Origin of the sequence: Erwinia sp. HDF1-3R (assembly GCF_039621855.1) — a bacterium.
Classification (GTDB): Bacteria; Pseudomonadota; Gammaproteobacteria; order Enterobacterales; family Enterobacteriaceae; genus Erwinia.
Map to the genome: position 1 here is coordinate 1,615,251 of NZ_CP155071.1, position 19,925 is coordinate 1,635,175.

Genomic DNA, 19,925 nt, shown 5'->3' on the forward strand with positions numbered 1-19,925 from the left:
ACGATGAGACTCGAATTTTCTATTTATCGTTATAACCCGGACGTCGATGACGCGCCGCGTATGCAGGATTACAGCCTGGAATCGGATGAAGGGCGCGACATGATGCTGCTGGATGCGCTGATCCGCCTGAAAGAGAAAGATCCGACGCTGGCGTTTCGTCGCTCCTGCCGGGAAGGGGTATGTGGCTCCGACGGCATCAATATGAACGGTAAAAATGGCCTGGCCTGCATTACACCGGTTTCGGCGCTGGGCGGCGGTAAGAAAAAGATTGTTATTCGCCCGCTGCCGGGGTTACCGGTAATCCGGGATTTGGTGGTGGACATGGGCCAGTTCTATACTCAGTATGAGAAGATCAAGCCTTACCTGTTGAATAACGGGGAGAAACCACCGGCGCGTGAGCATTTGCAGGCACCGGAACAGCGTGAAAAGCTGGATGGCCTGTACGAGTGTATTCTCTGCGCCTGCTGTTCCACTTCCTGCCCGTCATTCTGGTGGAATCCGGAGAAATTCATCGGCCCGGCAGGCCTGCTGGCCGCCTACCGTTTCCTGATTGACAGCCGCGATACGGAAACCGATGCGCGTCTGGATAATCTGAATGACGCTTTCAGCGTTTTCCGCTGTCACAGCATTATGAACTGTGTGAGCGTGTGTCCGAAAGGGTTGAACCCGACGCGCGCCATCGGCCATATTAAGTCAATGCTGTTGCAGCGCAGTGCCTGATTAGCCGTAAACCGGGAACCGAAAGGTTCCCGGATCGCAGATATCAGGTGGCCCTGATGAAAGGTTTCGACAACGCCTAACAGAAACTTTTCACCAGGGTTCCCTTACGGGCCCGGGCGCCAGCAGTTGCGCACAGCGCTCGTATCGATGAACTTTCAGGCCGCGTCCCGCAGCACGTTGCGGAACACGACCGAGGGCAAGCCGCCTGTGCGGCGTGGGAACTGTAAAGCTCCCCTTTAAATAAATCACGGCGAAAGAAAGCACAAATGCTTAAGGGATCACAATGCAGAACAGCGCGATGAAACCCTGGCTAGACTCATCCTGGCTGGCCGGCGCGAATCAGACCTACATAGAGCAGCTCTATGAGGACTACCTGACCGATCCTGACTCTGTTGATGTTGCCTGGAAATCGCTGTTTGAACAGCTTCCAGGTCAGGGAGTCAGACCTGAACAATTCCATTCGACCACCCGCGAGTACTTCAAGCGCCTGGCGAAAGATGCCACCCGCTACACCGCTTCCGTTAGCGATCCCGATACCAATGCCAAACAGGTGAAGGTTCTTCAGCTGATAAACGCCTTCCGTTTCCGCGGCCATCAGCTGGCTAACCTCGATCCGTTAGGCCTGTGGCAGCAGGAATCGGTGCCCGATCTCGATCCGGCCTTCCACGATCTGACCGAAGCGGATTTCCAGGAAACCTTCAACGTGGGGTCCTTTGCGTTTGGCAGGGACACGATGAAGCTGGGCGACCTGTTCGCGATGCTGAAGCAGACCTACTGCGGTTCGATTGGTGCGGAATATATGCACATCACCAACACCGAAGAGAAGCGCTGGATCCAGCAGCGTATCGAATCGGTGGCGGGCCAGGCTTCATTCTCAACCGATGAGAAAAAGGGCTTTCTGAAACAGCTCACCGCTGCGGAAGGTCTGGAACGCTACCTCGGGGCTAAATTCCCCGGCGCGAAGCGCTTCTCGCTGGAAGGGGGCGACGCGCTGGTACCGATGCTGAATGAAATGATCCGTCACGCCGGTAAAAGCGGCACCCGTGAAGTGGTGTTGGGGATGGCTCACCGTGGCCGCCTGAACGTACTGATCAACGTGCTGGGTAAAAAGCCGCAGGATCTCTTCGATGAGTTCTCCGGCAAGCACAAAGAGCATCTCGGCACCGGCGACGTGAAGTACCACATGGGCTTCTCGTCCGATGTTGAAACCGAAGGCGGCATGGTTCATCTGGCGCTGGCGTTCAACCCGTCGCACCTGGAGATTGTCAGCCCGGTAGTAATGGGATCGGTACGCGCGCGTCTGGACAGGCTGGACCAGCCGGGCAGCAATCAGGTATTACCGATTACTATTCACGGCGATGCCGCGGTAACCGGTCAGGGCGTGGTTCAGGAAACGCTGAACATGTCTCAGGCGCGCGGCTACGAGGTGGGCGGCACGGTGCGCATCGTGATCAATAACCAGATTGGCTTTACCACCTCCAATCCGAAAGATGCCCGTTCGACGCAGTACTGTACCGATATCGGTAAAATGGTGCTGGCACCGATTTTCCACGTCAACGCTGACGATCCCGAAGCGGTAGCATTTGTTACCCGCCTGGCGCTGGATTTCCGCAACACCTTCAAGCGCGATGTGTTTATCGATCTGGTCTGCTATCGCCGTCACGGCCATAACGAGGCCGACGAGCCAAGCGCCACGCAGCCGGTGATGTATCAGAAGATCAAAAAGCATCCTACGCCGCGTAAGATCTATGCCGACCGCCTGCAGGAAGAGAAGGTTGCCAGCCTGGAAGACGCGACGGAGATGGTTAATCTCTACCGCGATGCGCTGGATGCGGGCGAGTGCGTGGTGCCAGAATGGCGTCCGATGAGCCTGCACTCTTTCACCTGGTCACCCTATCTGAATCATGACTGGGATGAGAGCTACCCGGAAACCCTGGACTTCCAGCGCTTGCAGGATCTGGCGAAGCGCATCAGCACGGTGCCGGAGTCGATCGAAATGCAGTCGCGCGTGGCGAAGATCTACAACGATCGCGCTGAAATGGCCGCCGGTAACAAGCCCTTCGACTGGGGCGCTGCGGAAAATCTCGCCTATGCCACGCTGGTCGATGAGGGCATTCCCTGCCGTCTCTCCGGGGAGGATATGGGGCGCGGCACCTTCTTCCATCGTCATGCGGTGATCCACAACCAGGCTAATGGCTCCACCTGGACTCCGCTTCAGCACGTTCATAACGGGCAGGGCACCTTCCGGGTTTGGGATTCTGTCCTGTCGGAAGAAGCCGTGCTGGCCTTTGAATATGGCTATGCGACGGCTGAGCCGCGTACGCTGACCATTTGGGAAGCGCAGTTCGGCGACTTCGCCAACGGTGCGCAGGTGGTTATCGATCAGTTTATCAGCTCCGGTGAGCAGAAGTGGGGCCGCATGTGTGGGCTGGTGATGCTGCTGCCGCACGGCTATGAAGGGCAGGGGCCGGAGCACTCCTCCGCCCGCCTGGAACGCTATCTGCAACTCTGCGCCGAGCAGAACATGCAGGTTTGCGTACCCTCCACCCCGGCGCAGGTCTACCACATGCTGCGCCGTCAGGCGCTGCGCGGGATGCGTCGTCCGCTGGTGGTCATGTCACCGAAATCCCTGCTGCGCCATCCGCTGGCGGTCTCTTCTCTTGAAGAGCTGGCGAACGGCGGCTTCCAGCCCGCGATTGGCGAAGTCGACGACCTCGATCCGCAGGGCGTGAAGCGCGTGGTGCTGTGTGCCGGTAAGGTTTATTACGATCTGCTGGAAAAACGCCGTAAGAACGAGCAGACCGATGTCGCTATCGTGCGTATTGAGCAGCTCTACCCCTTCCCGCACAAAGTGGTACAGGAAGTGCTTAAGCACTATAAGCACGTCACTGATTTTGTCTGGTGTCAGGAAGAGCCGCAGAACCAGGGCGCCTGGTACAGCAGTCAGCATCATTTCCGCGAAGCCGTACCCGCTCAGGCTTCATTACGTTATGCCGGCCGTCCAGCTTCGGCCTCGCCGGCAGTAGGTTATATGTCCGTTCACCAGCAGCAGCAGCAAGATCTGGTTAATGATGCGCTGAACGTTAATTAATTAAAGGAAAAATAATGAGTAGCGTAGATATTGTCGTTCCCGACCTGCCTGAATCCGTTGCCGATGCCACCGTGGCGACCTGGCACAAAAAACCGGGCGATGCCGTGCAGCGCGATGAAGTCCTGGTAGAGATCGAAACCGATAAAGTGGTGCTGGAAGTTCCGGCCTCCGCAGACGGCATACTGGAAGCCATTCTGGAAGATGAGGGCGCAACGGTGACCTCACGCCAGCCTCTGGGCCGTCTGAAAGAGGGTAACAGCGGTGGAAAAGAGAGTTCAGCGAAGTCTGAAGCCGCAGCCTCTACGCCTGCGCAGCGCCAGAGCGCGTCCCTGAGTGACGAGAGCAATGACGCACTCAGCCCGGCCATTCGCCGTCTGATCGCCGAACACGGCCTCGACCCGGCCGCCATCAGCGGCACCGGCGTGGGTGGCAGACTGACGCGTGAAGATGTCGAAAAACATCTGGCGAAAAAACCTGCTGCGGCTCCGTCGGAAGCGAAAGCGCCGGAAGGAGCAGCAGCACCCGCGCTGGCCGGACGCAGTGAAAAGCGTGTGCCAATGACCCGCCTGCGCAAGCGCGTAGCGGAGCGTCTGCTGGAAGCGAAAAACAGCACCGCCATGCTGACCACCTTTAACGAAGTCAACATGCAGCCGATCATGAGCCTGCGCAAGCAGTACGGCGAGTCGTTTGAAAAACGTCACGGCGTACGCCTGGGCTTTATGTCTTTCTACCTGAAAGCGGTAGTGGAGGCGCTGAAGCGCTTCCCGGAAGTGAATGCCTCAATCGACGGCGAAGACGTGGTGTACCACAACTACTTCGACGTCAGCATTGCCGTATCCACCCCGCGCGGGCTGGTGACGCCGGTGCTGAAAGATGTGGATGCGCTGGGTATGGCCGACATTGAGAAGAAAATCAAAGAGCTGGCGATCAAAGGCCGCGACGGCAAGCTGACCGTTGACGAACTGACCGGCGGTAACTTCACCATTACCAACGGCGGCGTCTTTGGTTCCCTGATGTCAACGCCGATCATCAACCCACCGCAGAGCGCCATCCTGGGAATGCATGCCATCAAGGATCGCCCAATGGCGGTCAATGGTCAGGTGGTTATCCAGCCGATGATGTATCTGGCGCTCTCCTACGATCACCGCCTGATCGACGGTAAAGAGTCGGTCAGCTATCTGGTCGCCATTAAAGAGCTGCTGGAAGATCCCACTCGTCTGCTGCTGGACGTCTGAACCCTGTCGGGCGCGGTGAATGCCGCGCCCACCCTATGAGAGCCAATACTCTGGCACGCTGCCGGATGCGGCTGAGTTTATCCCGACTAAATGGATTAACATCATGAACTTACACGAATATCAGGCAAAACAGCTGTTTGCACGGTATGGTTTACCGGCACCCACCGGTTATGCCTGCACCACACCACGTGAAGCAGAAGAAGCCGCCTCCAAGATTGGCGCCGGTCCGTGGGTAGTGAAATGTCAGGTTCATGCCGGAGGCCGCGGTAAAGCGGGCGGTGTGAAAGTGGTGAAAAGCAAAGAAGAGATCCGCGCCTTTGCCGAGCACTGGCTAGGCAAACGCCTGACCACCTATCAGACCGATGCTCAGGGTCAGCCGGTTAACCAGATCCTGGTGGAAGCGGCGACCGATATCGACCAGGAGCTGTATCTGGGCGCGGTCGTGGACCGTGGCACCCGTCGCGTGGTGTTTATGGCCTCTACCGAGGGCGGCGTGGAAATTGAGAAAGTCGCAGAGGAAACCCCGCACCTGATCCACAAAATGGCGCTCGATCCGCTGACCGGTCCGCAGCCGTATCAGGGCCGTGAGCTGGCGTTTAAGCTTGGTCTGACCGGCAAGCAGGTAGGGCAGTTCACCAAAATTTTCATGGGCCTGGCAAATCTGTTCCTGGAGCGCGATCTGGCGCTGGTTGAGATTAACCCGCTGGTTATCACCAAAGAGGGCGATCTGATCTGCCTGGATGGCAAGCTGGGTGCCGACGGCAATGCGCTGTTCCGCCAGCCGGATCTGCGCGAAATGCGCGACCCGAGCCAGGAAGATGCCCGTGAAGCGCAGGCTGCACAGTGGGAACTTAACTACGTGGCGCTGGAAGGGAATATTGGCTGTATGGTCAACGGTGCCGGTCTGGCGATGGGCACCATGGACATCGTGAAGCTCAGCGGCGGCCAGCCTGCTAACTTCCTCGACGTGGGCGGCGGTGCGACGAAAGAACGCGTTACCGAAGCGTTTAAAATCATCCTCTCCGACGACGCGGTCAAAGCGGTTTTCGTTAATATCTTCGGCGGTATTGTTCGCTGCGATCTGATTGCAGACGGCATTATTGGCGCCGTTGAGGAAGTGGGCGTCAACGTACCGGTCGTGGTGCGTCTGGAAGGAAACAATGCCGAACTGGGTGCCAAAAAACTGGCAGACAGCGGCCTGAATATCATTGCAGCAACCAGCCTGAGCGACGCGGCGCAGCGCGTTGTGGCCGCAGCGGAGGGTAAATAATGTCCATTCTGATCGATAAAAACACCAAAGTAATCTGCCAGGGCTTCACCGGCGGGCAGGGGACGTTCCACTCTGAACAGGCGCTGGCCTATGGCACGCAGCTGGTGGGCGGCGTAACGCCGGGCAAAGGCGGCACAGAACACCTGGGCCTGCCGGTCTTCAATACCGTGCGCGAAGCCGTAGAAGCGACCGGTGCGACCGCATCCGTTATCTATGTTCCGGCTCCTTTCTGTAAAGACGGTATCCTGGAAGCCATTGAAGCGGGGATTAAGCTGATCATCACCATTACCGAAGGTATCCCTACGCTGGATATGCTGACGGTGAAGGTGAAGCTGGACGAAGCGGGCGTGCGCATGATTGGCCCTAACTGTCCGGGCGTTATTACCCCCGGCGAATGCAAAATCGGCATCATGCCGGGCCATATTCATAAGCCAGGACGTATCGGTATCGTTTCCCGTTCGGGTACGCTGACCTATGAAGCCGTTAAGCAGACCACGGATATCGGCTACGGCCAGTCAACCTGCGTTGGTATCGGTGGCGATCCGATCCCCGGCTCTAACTTTATTGATATTCTGACCCTGTTCCAGGACGATCCACAGACCGAAGCGATTGTGATGATCGGCGAGATCGGCGGCAGCGCTGAAGAAGAGGCGGCCGCCTTTATCAAGGCAAACGTCACCAAGCCGGTGGTGGGGTATATTGCCGGTGTGACCGCGCCAAAAGGCAAACGTATGGGCCATGCGGGCGCGATCATTGCCGGTGGCAAGGGCACAGCGGATGAGAAATTTGCCGCGCTGGAAGCCGCAGGGGTGAAAACCGTGCGCAGCCTGGCCGACATCGGCGAAGCGGTGAAAGCCGTTCTGCCTCGCTAACCCGACGTATTGCATTACTGTGCCGCCGCCCTGAGCTAAGCCTGCGCAGGGGAGGTTGAATCGGCAGCACCCCCGGCCTGAGTTCGCCACATCGGCGGATTCAGGCTTTTTTATGGCGGGCTGGGCCGTATCCTGTTCAGCATAATCCTGGTCCTTCGTGCTTCAGCCTTTATTATTCTGTTACCTCGCCTCCCTCCCGCCTGCCGCTTCGGTTAAATAATCCAGGTGATTATTGTTTTATTATTTCCAATGCCGTCCAGAAAAATACAATAAATTAACAACGAAACCTCGCTAGCATATAAATCAAAGTACACACCTTGATTAATATCAAGAAAGTACAATCTATTTAAATTGTTAGTTCTGGATTAGATGCAGCCTTTTGGATTAAATTGCGTTACATCAAAATGCACCTGTCGGGTGCCTATTTTGAAGAATGATCTTCACGCTGAAATTTATAATTCTTAATAATTAAGTTTTATTTATCATTAAAGGTGGCCGCTTTCCCTTTTTGCCACGGATATCCCTTTAAGCGCGGGTATTTCAAATAAAGCGCGCTGAAAAGAGATTAATTATCTTTATTTTACTCACCCGTGGGATCTTTTTTAGTTACTGGCATTGGCCCACCGCCCCGCCTGGCAGGGCGCATCTCAAGGGCCAACACCCTCGAACGAGGAGCAAGGAGTCAAGATGTTTGATATTGTCGAACTGTCGCGCTTACAGTTTGCTCTGACCGCTATGTATCACTTTCTGTTTGTGCCCTTAACGCTGGGAATGGCGTTTTTGCTGGCGATAATGGAAACGGTTTACGTGCTGTCAGGTAAGCAAATCTACAAAGATATGACTAAATTCTGGGGCAAGTTATTTGGTATTAACTTTGCCCTGGGCGTGGCTACCGGACTGACCATGGAGTTCCAGTTCGGGACCAACTGGTCCTATTATTCACACTACGTCGGGGATATATTCGGCGCACCGCTGGCGATTGAAGGTCTGATGGCTTTCTTTCTGGAATCGACCTTTGTCGGGCTGTTTTTCTTCGGCTGGGATCGACTGGGAAAAGTCCAGCATATGGCGGTGACCTGGCTGGTGGCATTAGGCTCAAACCTTTCTGCGCTGTGGATCCTGGTCGCGAATGGCTGGATGCAGAACCCCGTCGCCTCTGACTTCAACTTTGAAACGATGCGCATGGAGATGGTCAGCTTCTCAGAGCTTATCTTCAATCCGGTCGCTCAGGTGAAATTCGTCCATACCGTGGCGGCGGGCTACACCTGCGGCGCGATGTTTATTCTGGGTATCAGCGCCTTTTACCTGCTGCGCGGCCGCGACGTGGCCTTCGCTAAACGCTCCTTTGCGATTGCGGCAAGCTTCGGCATGGCGGCAATACTGTCGGTTATCGTGCTCGGGGACGAGTCAGGTTATGAAATCGGCGACGTTCAGAAGACGAAGCTGGCCGCGATTGAAGCCGAATGGGAAACCCAGCCTGCGCCGGCTCCTTTTACGCTGTTTGGTATACCCGATCAGCAGGCACAGGAAAATAAATACGCTATTCAGATCCCCTGGGCGCTGGGGCTGATTGCTACCCGCTCACTTGATAAGCAGGTGACCGGGCTGAAAGAGCTGATGGGGCAGCATGAGGTGCGCATCCGTAACGGGATGAAAGCTTATCAGCTGCTGGCCGAGCTGCGATCCGGCAACGATGACGCTCAGGTACGCACCGCCTTCAACGCGGTGAAAAAAGATCTGGGCTACGGCCTGCTGCTGAAACGCTATACGCCAAACGTCAGCGATGCCACTGAAGCGCAGATTGCCCAGGCGACCAAAGACTCCATTCCTCAGGTCGCGCCACTTTACTTCTCATTCCGCATCATGGTCGCCAGCGGCATCCTGATGCTGCTGATTATCGGCGCTGCGTTCTGGGCGGTAGTCCGTAACCGCATTGGCAAAAGTACCTTCCTGCTTAAGTGCGCGCTCTACGGCATTCCTCTGCCGTGGATCGCCATCGAGTCCGGCTGGTTTGTCGCGGAATATGGCCGTCAGCCCTGGGCTATCGGCGAGGTGCTGCCGACGGCGGTGGCGAACTCCTCACTGACGGTTGGCGATCTGCTGTTCTCGATGATTCTAATCTGCGGGCTTTACACGATGTTCCTGGTGGTTGAAATGTATCTGATGTTCAGGTTTGCCCGACTGGGCCCAAGCAGCCTGAAAACGGGTCGCTATCACTATGAACAGTCTCCCCTTACCACACCGGCAGCACGCTAAGACAGGAGTCTACTGATGATTACTTATGAACTGCTGCGATTCGTCTGGTGGGCACTGATCGGCGTACTGCTGATTGGCTTCGCCGTGGCGGACGGATTTGATATGGGCGTGGGCATGCTCTCACGCATTCTCGGGCGGACCGATACCGATCGACGCATTATGATCAACAGTATCGCCCCGCACTGGGACGGCAATCAGGTGTGGCTGATCACCGCCGGGGGAGCGCTGTTTGCCGCCTGGCCAATGGTCTATGCGGCGGCCTTTTCCGGCTTCTACGTGGCAATGATCCTGGTGCTGGCCTCGCTGTTCTTTCGCCCGGTGGGTTTTGACTACCGTTCGAAGATTGAAGACCCACGCTGGCGTCGTACCTGGGACTGGGGCATTTTTATCGGTAGCTTTGTGCCGCCGCTGGTGATTGGCGTGGCCTTCGGCAACCTGTTGCAGGGTGTGCCTTTTCATACCGATGAATACCTGCGTCTGTTCTATACCGGCAACTTCTTCCAGCTGCTGAATCCGTTTGCGCTGCTGGCGGGTATCGTCAGCGTCAGCATGATCCTGACGCAGGGCGCCACCTATTTACAGATGCGCACCACTGGCGAACTGCACATCCGTTCTCGCGGGGCCGCGCAGATTTCAGCATTGGTGATGATGGTGTGCTTTGTGTTGGCCGGCGTGTGGGTGATGAAGGGCATAGAGGGTTACGTGCTGAGCTCTGTGCTGGATCACAATGCCCCGTCGAATCCGCTGGCTAAGGTGGTGACGCGTGAAGCGGGTGCCTGGCTGGTGAATTTCAACCGTGCCCCAATACTCTGGGCTATCCCGGCGCTGGGCGTGGTACTGCCGCTGCTGACGGTGCTCTGTTCGCGGCTGGAGAAGGGCGCCTGGGCGTTTTTCTTCTCTTCCCTGACGCTGGCCTGCGTGATCCTGACGGCGGGGGTGGCGATGTTCCCGTTCATTATGCCATCCAGCACGGTTCCGAATATCAGCCTGACAATGTGGGATGCGACCTCGAGCCTGCTGACGCTGAAAATTATGACCGTGGCCGCCATCATCTTTGTGCCGATTATTCTGGCGTACACAACCTGGTGTTATTACAAAATGTTCGGTCGCATCACGCGTGAGCAGATTGAAAATAACACCCATTCACTCTACTGATCGAGGAGCTGCACAATGTGGTATTTTGCCTGGATACTTGGCACGCTGCTGGCCTGCGCCTTTGGCATCATTACGGCGCTGGCGATAGAGCATATCGAAGAGAGCGAAGTGAAAAACGAACGCTGATGACAACGGGAATTTTTCGTGCGCTTAAGGTGATGGACAGCAGCCCAATACGGGCGCTGTCCCTGCTGATGGCACTGCTGCTGGCAGGCTGTATCTTTTGGGAGCCCGCCCGCTTTGCGGCTAACAGCGGTGAGCTGGCGGTCTGGCAGGGGCTGTTAGCGATCTGGGCCGTCTGCGCAGGCGTTATACACGGCGTAGGGTTCCGGCCACGGCGGCTGTGCTGGCAGGCCTTTTTCTTTCCCCCCCTAGCCTGGTGCGTGCTGCTGGCAGGGCTGTTATTCTTTTTTAAGTGAGCGTGTCGGGCGGCTTTTACGTCGCCCTTATCCCGGCTGCGTCAGGTTACGTTTACCCCTCTCTATCTGCTTCAGGCACTGTCATGTTCTGTCTGAAAAGTCTGTCAAAAACAATCAAGTTGTTTCCAAACGATAATTATTTTCTCTCCCCTCTGGCAACCCATTCCCAAGGGCATATCTCTTGCGTATAGTACGGCAAGCGTTACGTTAATTTTAAGCCGTTACGCGGGGAGTTATTGCCTCAGCCGTCTCTACGCTAACGCCAGAGATAGCAACAACGCTACGTCCCCTGGGGATGCAGCCTGACTTTTTAAAAGCCATACCGGGATGTAGAAGTGAGTACAACGCTGTTTCGATGGCCGGTGCGTGTTTACTACGAAGACACGGACGCCGGTGGTGTGGTTTACCATGCCAGCTATGTCGCTTTTTATGAACGGGCACGAACTGAAATGCTGCGCCAGCACCATTTCAATCAGCAGACGCTGCTGGAACAGCAGGTTGCGTTTGTCGTGCGTCGCCTGACGGTTGACTATCTTGCCGCTGCGCGCCTTGACGATCTTCTCGAGGTGCAGTCGGAGGTAGTAAGGATGACCAGAACGACGATGACTTTCGCACAACGAATTGTGAATGCAGAGGGGCAGACGCTGAACGAAGCGGAAGTCCTTATCGCCTGTATTAATCCACACCTAATGAAGCCAATTGCGCTTCCCAAGTCTATTGTCGCGGAGTTCAAGCAGTGACTGACATGAACATTCTTGATTTGTTCCTGAAGGCGAGCCTTCTGGTCAAACTTATCATGTTGATTTTGATTGGGTTTTCTATCGCCTCCTGGGCAATCATTATTCAGCGTACCCGCATTCTGAATGCGGCAGGGCGTGATGCGGACGCATTCGAAGATAAATTCTGGTCGGGAATCGAACTCTCGCGCCTTTATCAGGAGAGCCAGGCGCGTCGCGACGAGCTGGGGGGATCTGAACAAATTTTCTATGCGGGCTTCAAAGAGTTTGCCCGCCTGCATCGCGCCAATAACCATGCGCCTGAATCGGTGGTGGAAGGGGCGACGCGCGCTATGCGCATTTCAATGAACCGCGAGCTGGAAGCGCTGGAAAACAATATTCCTTTCCTTGGCACCGTGGGGTCGATCAGCCCCTATATCGGGCTGTTTGGTACGGTCTGGGGGATTATGCATGCCTTTATCGCCCTGGGCGCGGTTAAACAGGCCACGCTACAGATGGTGGCACCGGGCATCGCAGAAGCGCTGATTGCCACGGCGATCGGTCTGTTTGCGGCAATCCCGGCGGTCATGGCGTATAACCGCCTGAATCAGCGCGTGAACCGGCTGGAACAGAATTACGATAACTTTATGGAAGAGTTCACGGCCATTCTGCATCGTCAGGCGTTCTCCAGCGACGTCAGCAAGTAACAGCGGAGGCTCTATGGCCAGAAAGCGTGGTCGCAGCGGTCGCCGCGACATGAAGTCCGAAATCAACATCGTGCCTTTACTGGACGTGCTGCTGGTGCTGCTGCTGATCTTTATGGCAACGGCTCCCATCATTACCCAGAGCGTGGAAGTTGACCTGCCGGACGCAACGGATTCAAAAACCGTTTCCAGCGATGATAATCCACCGGTGATCGTGGAAGTGGCGGGAGTAGGGCAGTACAGCCTGGTGGTCGATCACGACCGCATGGAGCAGCTCCCTCCTGAACAGGTCATTGCTGAAGCGCAGCGTCGTATCCAGGCGAATCCGAAGACGGTTTTCCTGATTGGCGGTGCGAAGACCGTGCCCTATGACGAGATCATCAAGGCGCTTAACCTGCTGCATCAGGCAGGCGTTAAGTCTGTTGGCTTAATGACGCAGCCGATTTAATTCATTCGAACCGTTTTTGGGAACCGAGAGTGTCGAAGGCAACCGAGCAAAACGATAAGTTAAAACGAGCGATTATCATTTCAGTTATTCTGCATATCTTTTTGATTGCACTGCTGATCTGGAGCTCTTTTGACGAACATATCGAAGCCAGCGGCGGCGGCGGCGGTAGTGATATTGATGCAGTAATGGTTGATCCTGGCGCGGTGGTTGAACAGTACAATCGTCAGCAGAATCAACAGAGCGACAGCAAGCGTGCCGAGCAGCAGCGTCAGAAGCAGGCAAAACAGCAGGCGGAAGAGCTACAGCAGAAGCAGGCGGCGGAACAGCAGCAGCTAAAGCAGATGGAAAAAGAGCGTTTGCAGGCGCAGCAGGAAGCGAAGCAGCAGGCGGCCGAGCAGGCAGCAGAACAGAAGCAGGCGCAGGAAGCGGCAAAGCAGGCCCAGGAGCAGCAGAAGCAGGCTGAGGCTGCTGCGTCCCAGGCTAAGGCTGATGCGAAGGCGCAGGCGGATGAGCAGGCTAAGGCGGCGGCAGACGCGCAGGTAAAGGCCAAAGCTGACGCGCAGGCTAAAGCTCAGACTGACGCAAAGGCGAAAGCTGACGCGCAGGCTAAAGCGGCGGCTGATGCGCACAAGAAAGCGGAGGCTCAAGCCAAAAAAGCAGCCACCGAGGCTAAAAAGCAGGCGGAAGCCGAGGCCAAAGAGGCTGCGGCTGAAGCCGCTAAGGTGAAGGCTGCGCAGGAGGCGAAAGCCAAAGCCGCCGCCGATGCGAAAGCGAAGGCCGCCGAAGAGGCCAAAGCGGCGCAGGAAGCCAAACAACAGGCTGCGGAAGAGGCGAAAGCGAAAGCAGAGGCTAAGGCGGAAGCGAAAGCGAAAGCTGAGGCTCAGGCAGAAGCGAAAGCCAAAGCAGAGGCAAAAGCGGAAGCGAAAGCCGCCGCTGCTGCCAAAGCAAAAGCCGCGGCCGATGCGAAGAAAAAAGCAGCTGCTGAAGCCGCAAAAGACAGCAGTGATGTTGACGATCTGCTGGGCGGACTCAGTTCTGGCAAGAATGCGCCAAAGCAGGGTAAATCCGGTGGCGCGGCGGGGCAGGGTAACCAGAAAAAATCCGGCGCTTCCGGCGCGGCCATTGACAGCTATCTTGGCCAGGTGCAGGGCGCAATTCAGAGTAAGTTCTATGATTCAGATACGTTCAAGGGCAGAACCTGCGACGTTCGCATCAAACTTGCACCTGATGGTTTGTTAATTTCGGCCGTGCAGTCGGGGGGCGATCCGGCGCTGTGCCAGGCGGCAATCAATGCAGCCAGAATGGCGCGGATACCGAAGCCGCCAAGCGCGGATGTTTATCAGGCGGTGAAAGACGCAACGCTGATATTCAAGCCATAATAAACCGGTATGTTCCGGCAGGGGGAACCAAAACTCTCGTGCCGGACTCTACATATGCATTCACGGTTCTTTGAAACACTGCTAATTATCGTGGACATCGCGTTCAGGTAAGGGAGAAAAGATGAAGCAGGCATTTCGTGTAGCACTGAGTTTTTTACTGCTGTTTGTCGCGGTCGCGCATGCAGAAGTTCGTATTGAAATCACCCAGGGGGTGAACACCGCGCGTCCAATTGGCGTCGTGCCTTTCAAATGGGACGGTCCGGGTGCCGCACCTGAAGATATCGGCGGCATCGTGGCGGCAGACTTACGCAACAGCGGGAAATTTAATCCGCTGGATCGCGCCCGTCTGCCACAGCAGCCGACGACGGCGGCGGAAGTCCAGCCTGCGGCGTGGACCGCACTGGGCATTGATGCCGTGGTAGTGGGTAAGGTACAGCCGGGGGCTGATGGCAGCTATCTGGTCTCTTACCAGCTGGTGGATACATCAGGGAATCCCGGTGCTATTCTGGCGCAAAACCAGTATAAGGTAACCAAACAGTGGCTGCGTTACGCCGCGCACACCGCCAGTGACGAATCCTTCGAGAAGCTGACCGGCATTAAGGGTGCATTCCGTACGCGTATCGCCTATGTCGTACAGACTAACGGCGGTCAGTTCCCGTACGAACTGCGCGTCTCCGACTATGACGGCTATAACCAGTTTGTCGTTCATCGTTCACCGCAGCCGCTGATGTCTCCGGCCTGGTCAAAAGATGGCAGCAAACTGGCCTATGTGACCTTTGAAAGCGGTAAATCAGCGCTGGTCATTCAGACGCTGGCAAACGGTGCTATCCGTCAGGTGGCCTCATTCCCACGCCATAACGGCGCACCGGCTTTCTCACCGGATGGTACTAAGCTGGCTTTCACCCTGTCGAAGACCGGCAGCATGAACCTGTACGTGATGGATCTGGGTTCCGGTCAGATCCGCCAGATAACGGACGGTCGCTATAACAATACCGAACCTACCTGGTTCCCGGACAGCCAGACGCTGGCCTATACCTCCGATCAGGCAGGTCGTCCACAAATTTATAAAATCAGTGTTAACGGTGGCGCAGCCCAGCGTCTGACCTGGGAAGGTTCTCAGAATCAGAATGCCGACGTCAGCACTGACGGTAAATCACTGGTGATGGTTAGCACCAACGGTGGTGCGCAGCACATCGCCAGGCAGGATCTGGAAACGGGAGCCGTGCAACAATTAACGGACACGTTCCTGGATGAAACGCCAAGCCTCTCGCCAAACGGCACGATGGTAATCTACAGCTCTACACAGGGTATGGGTTCCGTTCTGCAGCTGGTTTCGACTGATGGGCGTTTCAAAGCGCGTCTTCCGGCAACCGATGGACAGGTAAAATCACCTGCCTGGTCGCCGTATCTGTGATGCATGTGTAAATATGTATGGCAAACAATAATAGGATTGTAGAAATGCAACTGAATAAAGTGCTGAAAGGCTTAATGCTGGCACTGCCAGTAATCGCAGTGGCTGCTTGTAGCTCACACAAAAACAACAACAACGACCAGACCAGCGGTATGGGCGATGGTGCAAATAGCGGCATGAACAGCGGCATGAACGGCGGCGGCAACATGTCTTCTGACGAGCAGGCTCGCCTGCAGATGCAGGAACTGCAGAAAAACAACATCGTTTACTTCGGTCTGGACAAGTATGACATCCAGTCTGACTTCGCTCAGATGCTGGACGCGCATGCGACTTTCCTGCGTAACAACCCATCATACAAAGTGACCGTAGAAGGTCATGCGGATGAGCGCGGAACGCCTGAGTACAACATCGCCCTGGGCGAACGTCGTGCGACTGCGGTTAAAATGTACCTGCAGGGCAAAGGCGTTTCTGCCGATCAGATCTCTATCGTCTCCTACGGTAAAGAGAAGCCAGCGGTGCTGGGTCATGACGAAGCGGCTTATGCTAAAAACCGTCGTGCCGTACTGGTCTACTAAGAGAATCACATGATTAGTAACTTCAGACTTCACCTGTTGGGTCTGTCGTTACTGGTTGGCGTAGCGGCTCCCTGGGCCGCTAATGCCCAGGCGTCAATCAGTAACGTTGGCTCAGGCTCGGTCGATGACCGCGTCACTACCCTTGAGCGTATCTCGAATGCTCAGGGACAACTTCTCCAGCAGCTTCAGCAGCAGCTCTCCGACACCCAGCGCGATATCGATTCCCTCCGTGGACAGATTCAGGAAAATCAGTATCAGCTGAATCAGGTCACCGAGCGTCAAAAAAACCTTTATCAGCAGATTGATACGCTAAGCAGCAGCGCTGGCAGCGCTAATGCTACTGCTGGTGCCAATACAGGTTCTGATGCTCAGGCTCAGCCGACCGTATCGGGTGAGGATGCCGCAGCGGCCTCAGGCGGCACGCACGCTAACGGCGGCGCGGCGGCGGCTGGCGTGCAAAGCGGAGATGCCAATACCGATTACAATGCGGCGGTCGCCCTTGTTCTGGAGAAAAAACAGAACGACCAGGCGATTACTGCTTTTCAGGCATTTGTAAAAAAATACCCGGATTCAACCTACCAGCCAAATGCGAACTACTGGCTGGGGCAGTTGAATTACAACAAAGGTAAAAAAGACGACGCGGCCTATTATTTTGCCACCGTGGTCAAGAAATACCCTAAGTCACCGAAAAGTCCTGACGCACTCTACAAGGTTGGCGTGATCATGCAGGAGAAGGGCGACACGGAAAAAGCGAAAGCCGTCTGGCAGCAGGTGGTCAAACTTTATCCGAACAGTGACGCGGCGAAAAATGCGCAAAAACGGGCTGGCGCGCAGTAAGTGTCACGCTTTGACCTGTTATCGCGTGATTTCTGGTCCATACGCGCGAAAGGTAGTCAGTTGAACGGGTTAGTTTAAAATAGTGGTTGCGCTGAATCGGTAAATCAGTAATATATGCCGCCGTTGCCGGGACATATGTTAAAACGTTCTGACAGCACGAAAGTGGGTCGTTAGCTCAGTTGGTAGAGCAGTTGACTTTTAATCAATTGGTCGCAGGTTCGAATCCTGCACGACCCACCACTATCAGATAGTAACAGGCAGTACACCGCTTCAGCGGGTCGTTAGCTCAGTTGGTAGAGCAGTTGACTTTTAATCAATTGGTCGCAGGTTCGAATCCTGCACGACCCACCACTATCAGGTAATAACAGGCAGTACACCGCTTCAGCGGGTCGTTAGCTCAGTTGGTAGAGCAGTTGACTTTTAATCAATTGGTCGCAGGTTCGAATCCTGCACGACCCACCAATGTCAAAAGGCGCCCTAAAGGCGCCTTTTTGCTTTTCTGCATTTGTGCAGGGTGCGAAGCTACAGCAGGTCGGGTCTGATAACGAAGCTCACGCTCAGGGCGCCAGATTTTTCCAGATATGCATAACGGCATAGCCGCGCCATGGACGCCAGGCTTCCGCAAGCGCCTCCGCCTCTCTGGCGGTAACGCCGCCCAGATTCTTCCTCACGACCACATCCTCTTTGACAAAGGCATCCGGCCAGTGCAGCGCGCGCATGGCGATATAGTGTGCGGTCCAGGGGCCGATGCCGGGCAGGGCAGTCAGTGCGGCAATAGCCTGCTCCGGATGCGCTACGGCATCAAACGTCAGCGCCCCACTGTCACAGGCCTGCGCGGCGGCGATAAGCGTCCGTGCGCGTGCGCTGATAATACCCAGGCGGGCAACCTCATCCAGGCTGGCCTGAGCCAAGTCTGCCGCCCGCGGCGTCAGATGCGTAAGCGTCGGCAGCGGGGTGGCGAACGGCTCGCCAAAGGCTGCGGCGAAGCGCCCTCCGAGCGTGGTAGCGGCCTTAACCGTAATCTGCTGGCCCAGAACGGCTCTGACCAGCGTTTCAAAGCTATCAAACGTGCCGGGAAGCCTGAGCCCCGGGTTTTTTTGCAGGCTTTCCCGCAGCAGCGGGGATTGCTCAAGGTGGGTGGTGATGCGATCGGGATGAGCGTCCAGATCGAATAAATGTCTCAGCCGCCGGAGCAGTACGGGCAGGACCGGTATCAGGGAGTGTGTAAACTCCACGCGCAAACTGTTCTTATGCGGCTGATGTGACAGGCGTACCCAGCCCGTATATTGCCCCAGACGCACCGTACGGGCATAACTCTCGTGATCCACGGTCTCTATGCCTTTTAGTGCGCGAAGGCGCAGGAAGTCAAGCAGGGACGCCCAGTCGTAGGGTGGGCGATAGCTCAGCAGCAGCGTTGAGGTTTCCCCCTGGACCGCGGATCCAGTTTCGCGAACGGTTTTACGCAGGCGCCCAGGCGGCATCCGGTACTGCCTGCTGAACACCTCGTTAAACCGCCGCAGGCTGGCGAAGCCGCTGGCATAGGCGATATCGGTGACTGACAGTGCTGTTTCGGTCAGCAGCTGCTTTGCCAGCAGCAGACGCCGGGTTTGCCGCAGCTCAACGAAAGAAACGCCGAGTTCTTTATGCATGATGCGTCGTAGCTGCCGGGAGCTGAGCGCAAAGCGGGCGGCAATCTGCTCTAATCCTTCTGCCGCATCGATCTGGCCGTTTTCAATATGCTGGATAAGCAGATTAGCGATTCGCTGGCCGTTATCGATCGGCGCATTACCCGGTGCCAGCTCAGGCCGACAGCGCAGGCAGGGGCGAAAGGCGGCTTTTTCTGCAGCTTCGGCGCTGTCAAAAAACAGGCAGTTCTGCTGATGGGGCGGTTTGACCGGGCAGACGGGCCGACAATAAATCCCTGTCGAGGTGACGCCAACATAAAACACGCCGTCAAAGCGGACATCGCGTGAGGTCATGGCACGCCAGGCTACGGTACGATCGATCATTCTGCTGCCTTATTGCATCGGGTGGAGGGGAAGAGCATGCAGTTTTCTGCTCTCCGGAGGCATCGCCTGACACCGAAGATAGCAATGATTCATTTTTATAACTGGCGGTTTTCGGACGGCAAACCGGTTTATTCCCCTGTCCGAAAACGGCTGGCAGACCCTGCAGGATTAAGGATAATAAGCGTTATTGTTTCTACAAGGCGTAACGCAGGGTGAGTATGATGAATTACTTCTTTAAAAGGATATCTTCACCGGTGGGTGAGCTGACGGCGATCGCCAGCGACAGAGGGCTGGCGGCGGTACTGTGGGAAAATGAAAACCCTAAGCGTGTCCGGCAGATGTCGCCGCAGGAGGATCCCACGCATCCGGTACTGCTGGAGACGGCGCGACAGCTTAACGAGTATTTTTCCGGTGAGCGTACCCGTTTTAGCCTGCCTCTCGATTTTGTCGGCACCGATTTTCAGAAAAAGGTGTGGCAGGCGCTACTGGACATCCCCTTTGGTGAAACCCGCAGCTATGCGCAGATTGCCCGTCAAATCGGCCACCCTGCGGCGGTGCGCGCAGTGGGCGCGGCCAATGGAAAAAACCCAATCTCAATCATTGCCGCCTGTCACCGTGTGATCGGTGCCAATGGCAAACTGACGGGTTTTGCTGGCGGGCTTGAGGTCAAGGCGCTGCTGCTACGACTTGAAGCCACCCACTATGGTGATTCAGGCAGCCTGCTGAGCCCTGCCCACACCGGAGAATAACTTATTGCGAGCGGGAAGCAGCCCATACCGGCAAATAATGCATTGCGAGCGGGAAGCAGCCCACACCGGCAAACAATGC

General features: G+C 56.0%; 18 protein-coding genes and 3 tRNA genes. 20 read left to right on the top strand and 1 reads right to left on the bottom strand.

The genetic code is table 11. The annotated features are described in order from the left end of the window. Window positions 1-3: 3 nt before the first annotated feature. The 19 genes from AAGR22_RS07480 to AAGR22_RS07570 all read left to right on the top strand — a co-directional run bounded on the left by AAGR22_RS07480 (window position 4) and on the right by AAGR22_RS07570 (window position 17,550). Window positions 4-720 (top strand): succinate dehydrogenase iron-sulfur subunit, encoded by a 717-nt coding sequence (locus AAGR22_RS07480; RefSeq protein ID WP_067702395.1) that lies wholly within the window; start codon window positions 4-6, stop codon window positions 718-720. Between the two features lie 283 nt (window positions 721-1,003). Then, window positions 1,004-3,811 (top strand): 2-oxoglutarate dehydrogenase E1 component, encoded by a 2,808-nt coding sequence (sucA, locus tag AAGR22_RS07485; RefSeq protein WP_345831166.1) that lies wholly within the window; start codon window positions 1,004-1,006, stop codon window positions 3,809-3,811. 14 nt (window positions 3,812-3,825) lie between these two features. Then, a complete protein-coding gene (odhB, locus tag AAGR22_RS07490; RefSeq protein ID WP_067702401.1) occupies window positions 3,826-5,046 on the top strand; it encodes a 2-oxoglutarate dehydrogenase complex dihydrolipoyllysine-residue succinyltransferase in 1,221 nt (406 codons plus the stop codon). 103 nt (window positions 5,047-5,149) lie between these two features. Further along, window positions 5,150-6,316 (top strand): ADP-forming succinate--CoA ligase subunit beta, encoded by a 1,167-nt coding sequence (gene sucC / locus AAGR22_RS07495; RefSeq protein ID WP_067703655.1) that lies wholly within the window; start codon window positions 5,150-5,152, stop codon window positions 6,314-6,316. After that, window positions 6,316-7,188 (top strand): succinate--CoA ligase subunit alpha, encoded by an 873-nt coding sequence (gene sucD, locus AAGR22_RS07500; protein WP_067702404.1) that lies wholly within the window; start codon window positions 6,316-6,318, stop codon window positions 7,186-7,188. The genes sucC and sucD overlap by 1 nt, the downstream gene beginning before the upstream one ends. Window positions 7,189-7,875: 687 nt before the next feature. After that, on the top strand, window positions 7,876-9,444 hold the full coding sequence (cydA, locus tag AAGR22_RS07505; RefSeq protein WP_067702407.1) for a cytochrome ubiquinol oxidase subunit I: 1,569 nt from the start codon (window positions 7,876-7,878) through the stop codon (window positions 9,442-9,444). Window positions 9,445-9,459: 15 nt separating this feature from the next. After that, the gene (cydB, locus tag AAGR22_RS07510; protein WP_067702410.1) at window positions 9,460-10,599 is read left to right on the top strand and encodes a cytochrome d ubiquinol oxidase subunit II; all 1,140 of its coding nucleotides are present in this window, start codon (window positions 9,460-9,462) and stop codon (window positions 10,597-10,599) included. Between the two features lie 15 nt (window positions 10,600-10,614). Continuing rightward, entirely contained in the window at window positions 10,615-10,725 is a 111-nt protein-coding gene (gene cydX / locus AAGR22_RS07515) for a cytochrome bd-I oxidase subunit CydX (RefSeq protein WP_067702413.1), read from the top strand. Beyond that, complete coding sequence (gene ybgE / locus AAGR22_RS07520; protein ID WP_345831167.1) at window positions 10,725-11,018, top strand: cyd operon protein YbgE; 294 nt, start codon at window positions 10,725-10,727, stop codon at window positions 11,016-11,018. The genes cydX and ybgE overlap by 1 nt, the downstream gene beginning before the upstream one ends. A gap of 335 nt (window positions 11,019-11,353) precedes the next feature. Further along, window positions 11,354-11,758 (top strand): tol-pal system-associated acyl-CoA thioesterase, encoded by a 405-nt coding sequence (gene ybgC / locus AAGR22_RS07525; protein ID WP_067702416.1) that lies wholly within the window; start codon window positions 11,354-11,356, stop codon window positions 11,756-11,758. A 5-nt stretch (window positions 11,759-11,763) separates the two neighbouring features. Next, window positions 11,764-12,441, top strand: coding sequence for a Tol-Pal system protein TolQ (tolQ, locus tag AAGR22_RS07530; RefSeq protein ID WP_197473287.1), 678 nt, complete (start codon window positions 11,764-11,766; stop codon window positions 12,439-12,441). A 13-nt stretch (window positions 12,442-12,454) separates the two neighbouring features. Further along, window positions 12,455-12,886: a colicin uptake protein TolR gene (tolR, locus tag AAGR22_RS07535; protein WP_067702418.1), complete on the top strand. Its 432-nt coding sequence runs from the start codon at window positions 12,455-12,457 to the stop codon at window positions 12,884-12,886. Window positions 12,887-12,915: 29 nt separating this feature from the next. Beyond that, entirely contained in the window at window positions 12,916-14,265 is a 1,350-nt protein-coding gene (tolA, locus tag AAGR22_RS07540; RefSeq protein WP_345831168.1) for a cell envelope integrity protein TolA, read from the top strand. Window positions 14,266-14,386: 121 nt separating this feature from the next. Then, window positions 14,387-15,679: a Tol-Pal system beta propeller repeat protein TolB gene (tolB, locus tag AAGR22_RS07545; RefSeq protein ID WP_067702421.1), complete on the top strand. Its 1,293-nt coding sequence runs from the start codon at window positions 14,387-14,389 to the stop codon at window positions 15,677-15,679. Between the two features lie 44 nt (window positions 15,680-15,723). Then, window positions 15,724-16,251 (top strand): peptidoglycan-associated lipoprotein Pal, encoded by a 528-nt coding sequence (pal, locus tag AAGR22_RS07550; protein ID WP_067702424.1) that lies wholly within the window; start codon window positions 15,724-15,726, stop codon window positions 16,249-16,251. Between the two features lie 9 nt (window positions 16,252-16,260). Then, entirely contained in the window at window positions 16,261-17,088 is an 828-nt protein-coding gene (cpoB, locus tag AAGR22_RS07555; RefSeq protein WP_067702427.1) for a cell division protein CpoB, read from the top strand. A 164-nt stretch (window positions 17,089-17,252) separates the two neighbouring features. Continuing rightward, window positions 17,253-17,328: transfer RNA gene (locus AAGR22_RS07560), tRNA-Lys, on the top strand. A gap of 35 nt (window positions 17,329-17,363) precedes the next feature. Continuing rightward, window positions 17,364-17,439: transfer RNA gene (locus AAGR22_RS07565), tRNA-Lys, on the top strand. Window positions 17,440-17,474: 35 nt separating this feature from the next. Beyond that, a tRNA-Lys gene (locus tag AAGR22_RS07570) sits at window positions 17,475-17,550 on the top strand. 95 nt (window positions 17,551-17,645) lie between these two features. Here AAGR22_RS07570 and AAGR22_RS07575 read toward each other — a convergent pair. After that, window positions 17,646-19,097: an AlkA N-terminal domain-containing protein gene (locus tag AAGR22_RS07575; RefSeq protein ID WP_345831169.1), complete on the bottom strand. Its 1,452-nt coding sequence runs from the start codon at window positions 19,095-19,097 to the stop codon at window positions 17,646-17,648. Window positions 19,098-19,318: 221 nt separating this feature from the next. Between AAGR22_RS07575 and AAGR22_RS07580 the strand changes: the two genes are divergently transcribed. Beyond that, window positions 19,319-19,846: a methylated-DNA--[protein]-cysteine S-methyltransferase gene (locus tag AAGR22_RS07580; RefSeq protein ID WP_067702430.1), complete on the top strand. Its 528-nt coding sequence runs from the start codon at window positions 19,319-19,321 to the stop codon at window positions 19,844-19,846. Window positions 19,847-19,925 lie beyond the last annotated feature (79 nt).

Coding starts and splice junctions, on each gene's coding strand:
- tolR (WP_067702418.1), top strand. CDS start 12,455: ATGGCCAGAAAGCGTGGTCGCAGCGGTCGCCGCGACATGAAGTCCGAA.
- sucA (WP_345831166.1), top strand. CDS start 1,004: ATGCAGAACAGCGCGATGAAACCCTGGCTAGACTCATCCTGGCTGGCC.
- cydX (WP_067702413.1), top strand. CDS start 10,615: ATGTGGTATTTTGCCTGGATACTTGGCACGCTGCTGGCCTGCGCCTTT.
- AAGR22_RS07575 (WP_345831169.1), bottom strand. CDS start 19,097: ATGATCGATCGTACCGTAGCCTGGCGTGCCATGACCTCACGCGATGTC.
- tolB (WP_067702421.1), top strand. CDS start 14,387: ATGAAGCAGGCATTTCGTGTAGCACTGAGTTTTTTACTGCTGTTTGTC.
- pal (WP_067702424.1), top strand. CDS start 15,724: ATGCAACTGAATAAAGTGCTGAAAGGCTTAATGCTGGCACTGCCAGTA.
- odhB (WP_067702401.1), top strand. CDS start 3,826: ATGAGTAGCGTAGATATTGTCGTTCCCGACCTGCCTGAATCCGTTGCC.
- ybgE (WP_345831167.1), top strand. CDS start 10,725: ATGACAACGGGAATTTTTCGTGCGCTTAAGGTGATGGACAGCAGCCCA.
- sucD (WP_067702404.1), top strand. CDS start 6,316: ATGTCCATTCTGATCGATAAAAACACCAAAGTAATCTGCCAGGGCTTC.
- tolQ (WP_197473287.1), top strand. CDS start 11,764: ATGAACATTCTTGATTTGTTCCTGAAGGCGAGCCTTCTGGTCAAACTT.
- AAGR22_RS07580 (WP_067702430.1), top strand. CDS start 19,319: ATGAATTACTTCTTTAAAAGGATATCTTCACCGGTGGGTGAGCTGACG.
- cydA (WP_067702407.1), top strand. CDS start 7,876: ATGTTTGATATTGTCGAACTGTCGCGCTTACAGTTTGCTCTGACCGCT.
- AAGR22_RS07480 (WP_067702395.1), top strand. CDS start 4: ATGAGACTCGAATTTTCTATTTATCGTTATAACCCGGACGTCGATGAC.
- cpoB (WP_067702427.1), top strand. CDS start 16,261: ATGATTAGTAACTTCAGACTTCACCTGTTGGGTCTGTCGTTACTGGTT.
- cydB (WP_067702410.1), top strand. CDS start 9,460: ATGATTACTTATGAACTGCTGCGATTCGTCTGGTGGGCACTGATCGGC.
- sucC (WP_067703655.1), top strand. CDS start 5,150: ATGAACTTACACGAATATCAGGCAAAACAGCTGTTTGCACGGTATGGT.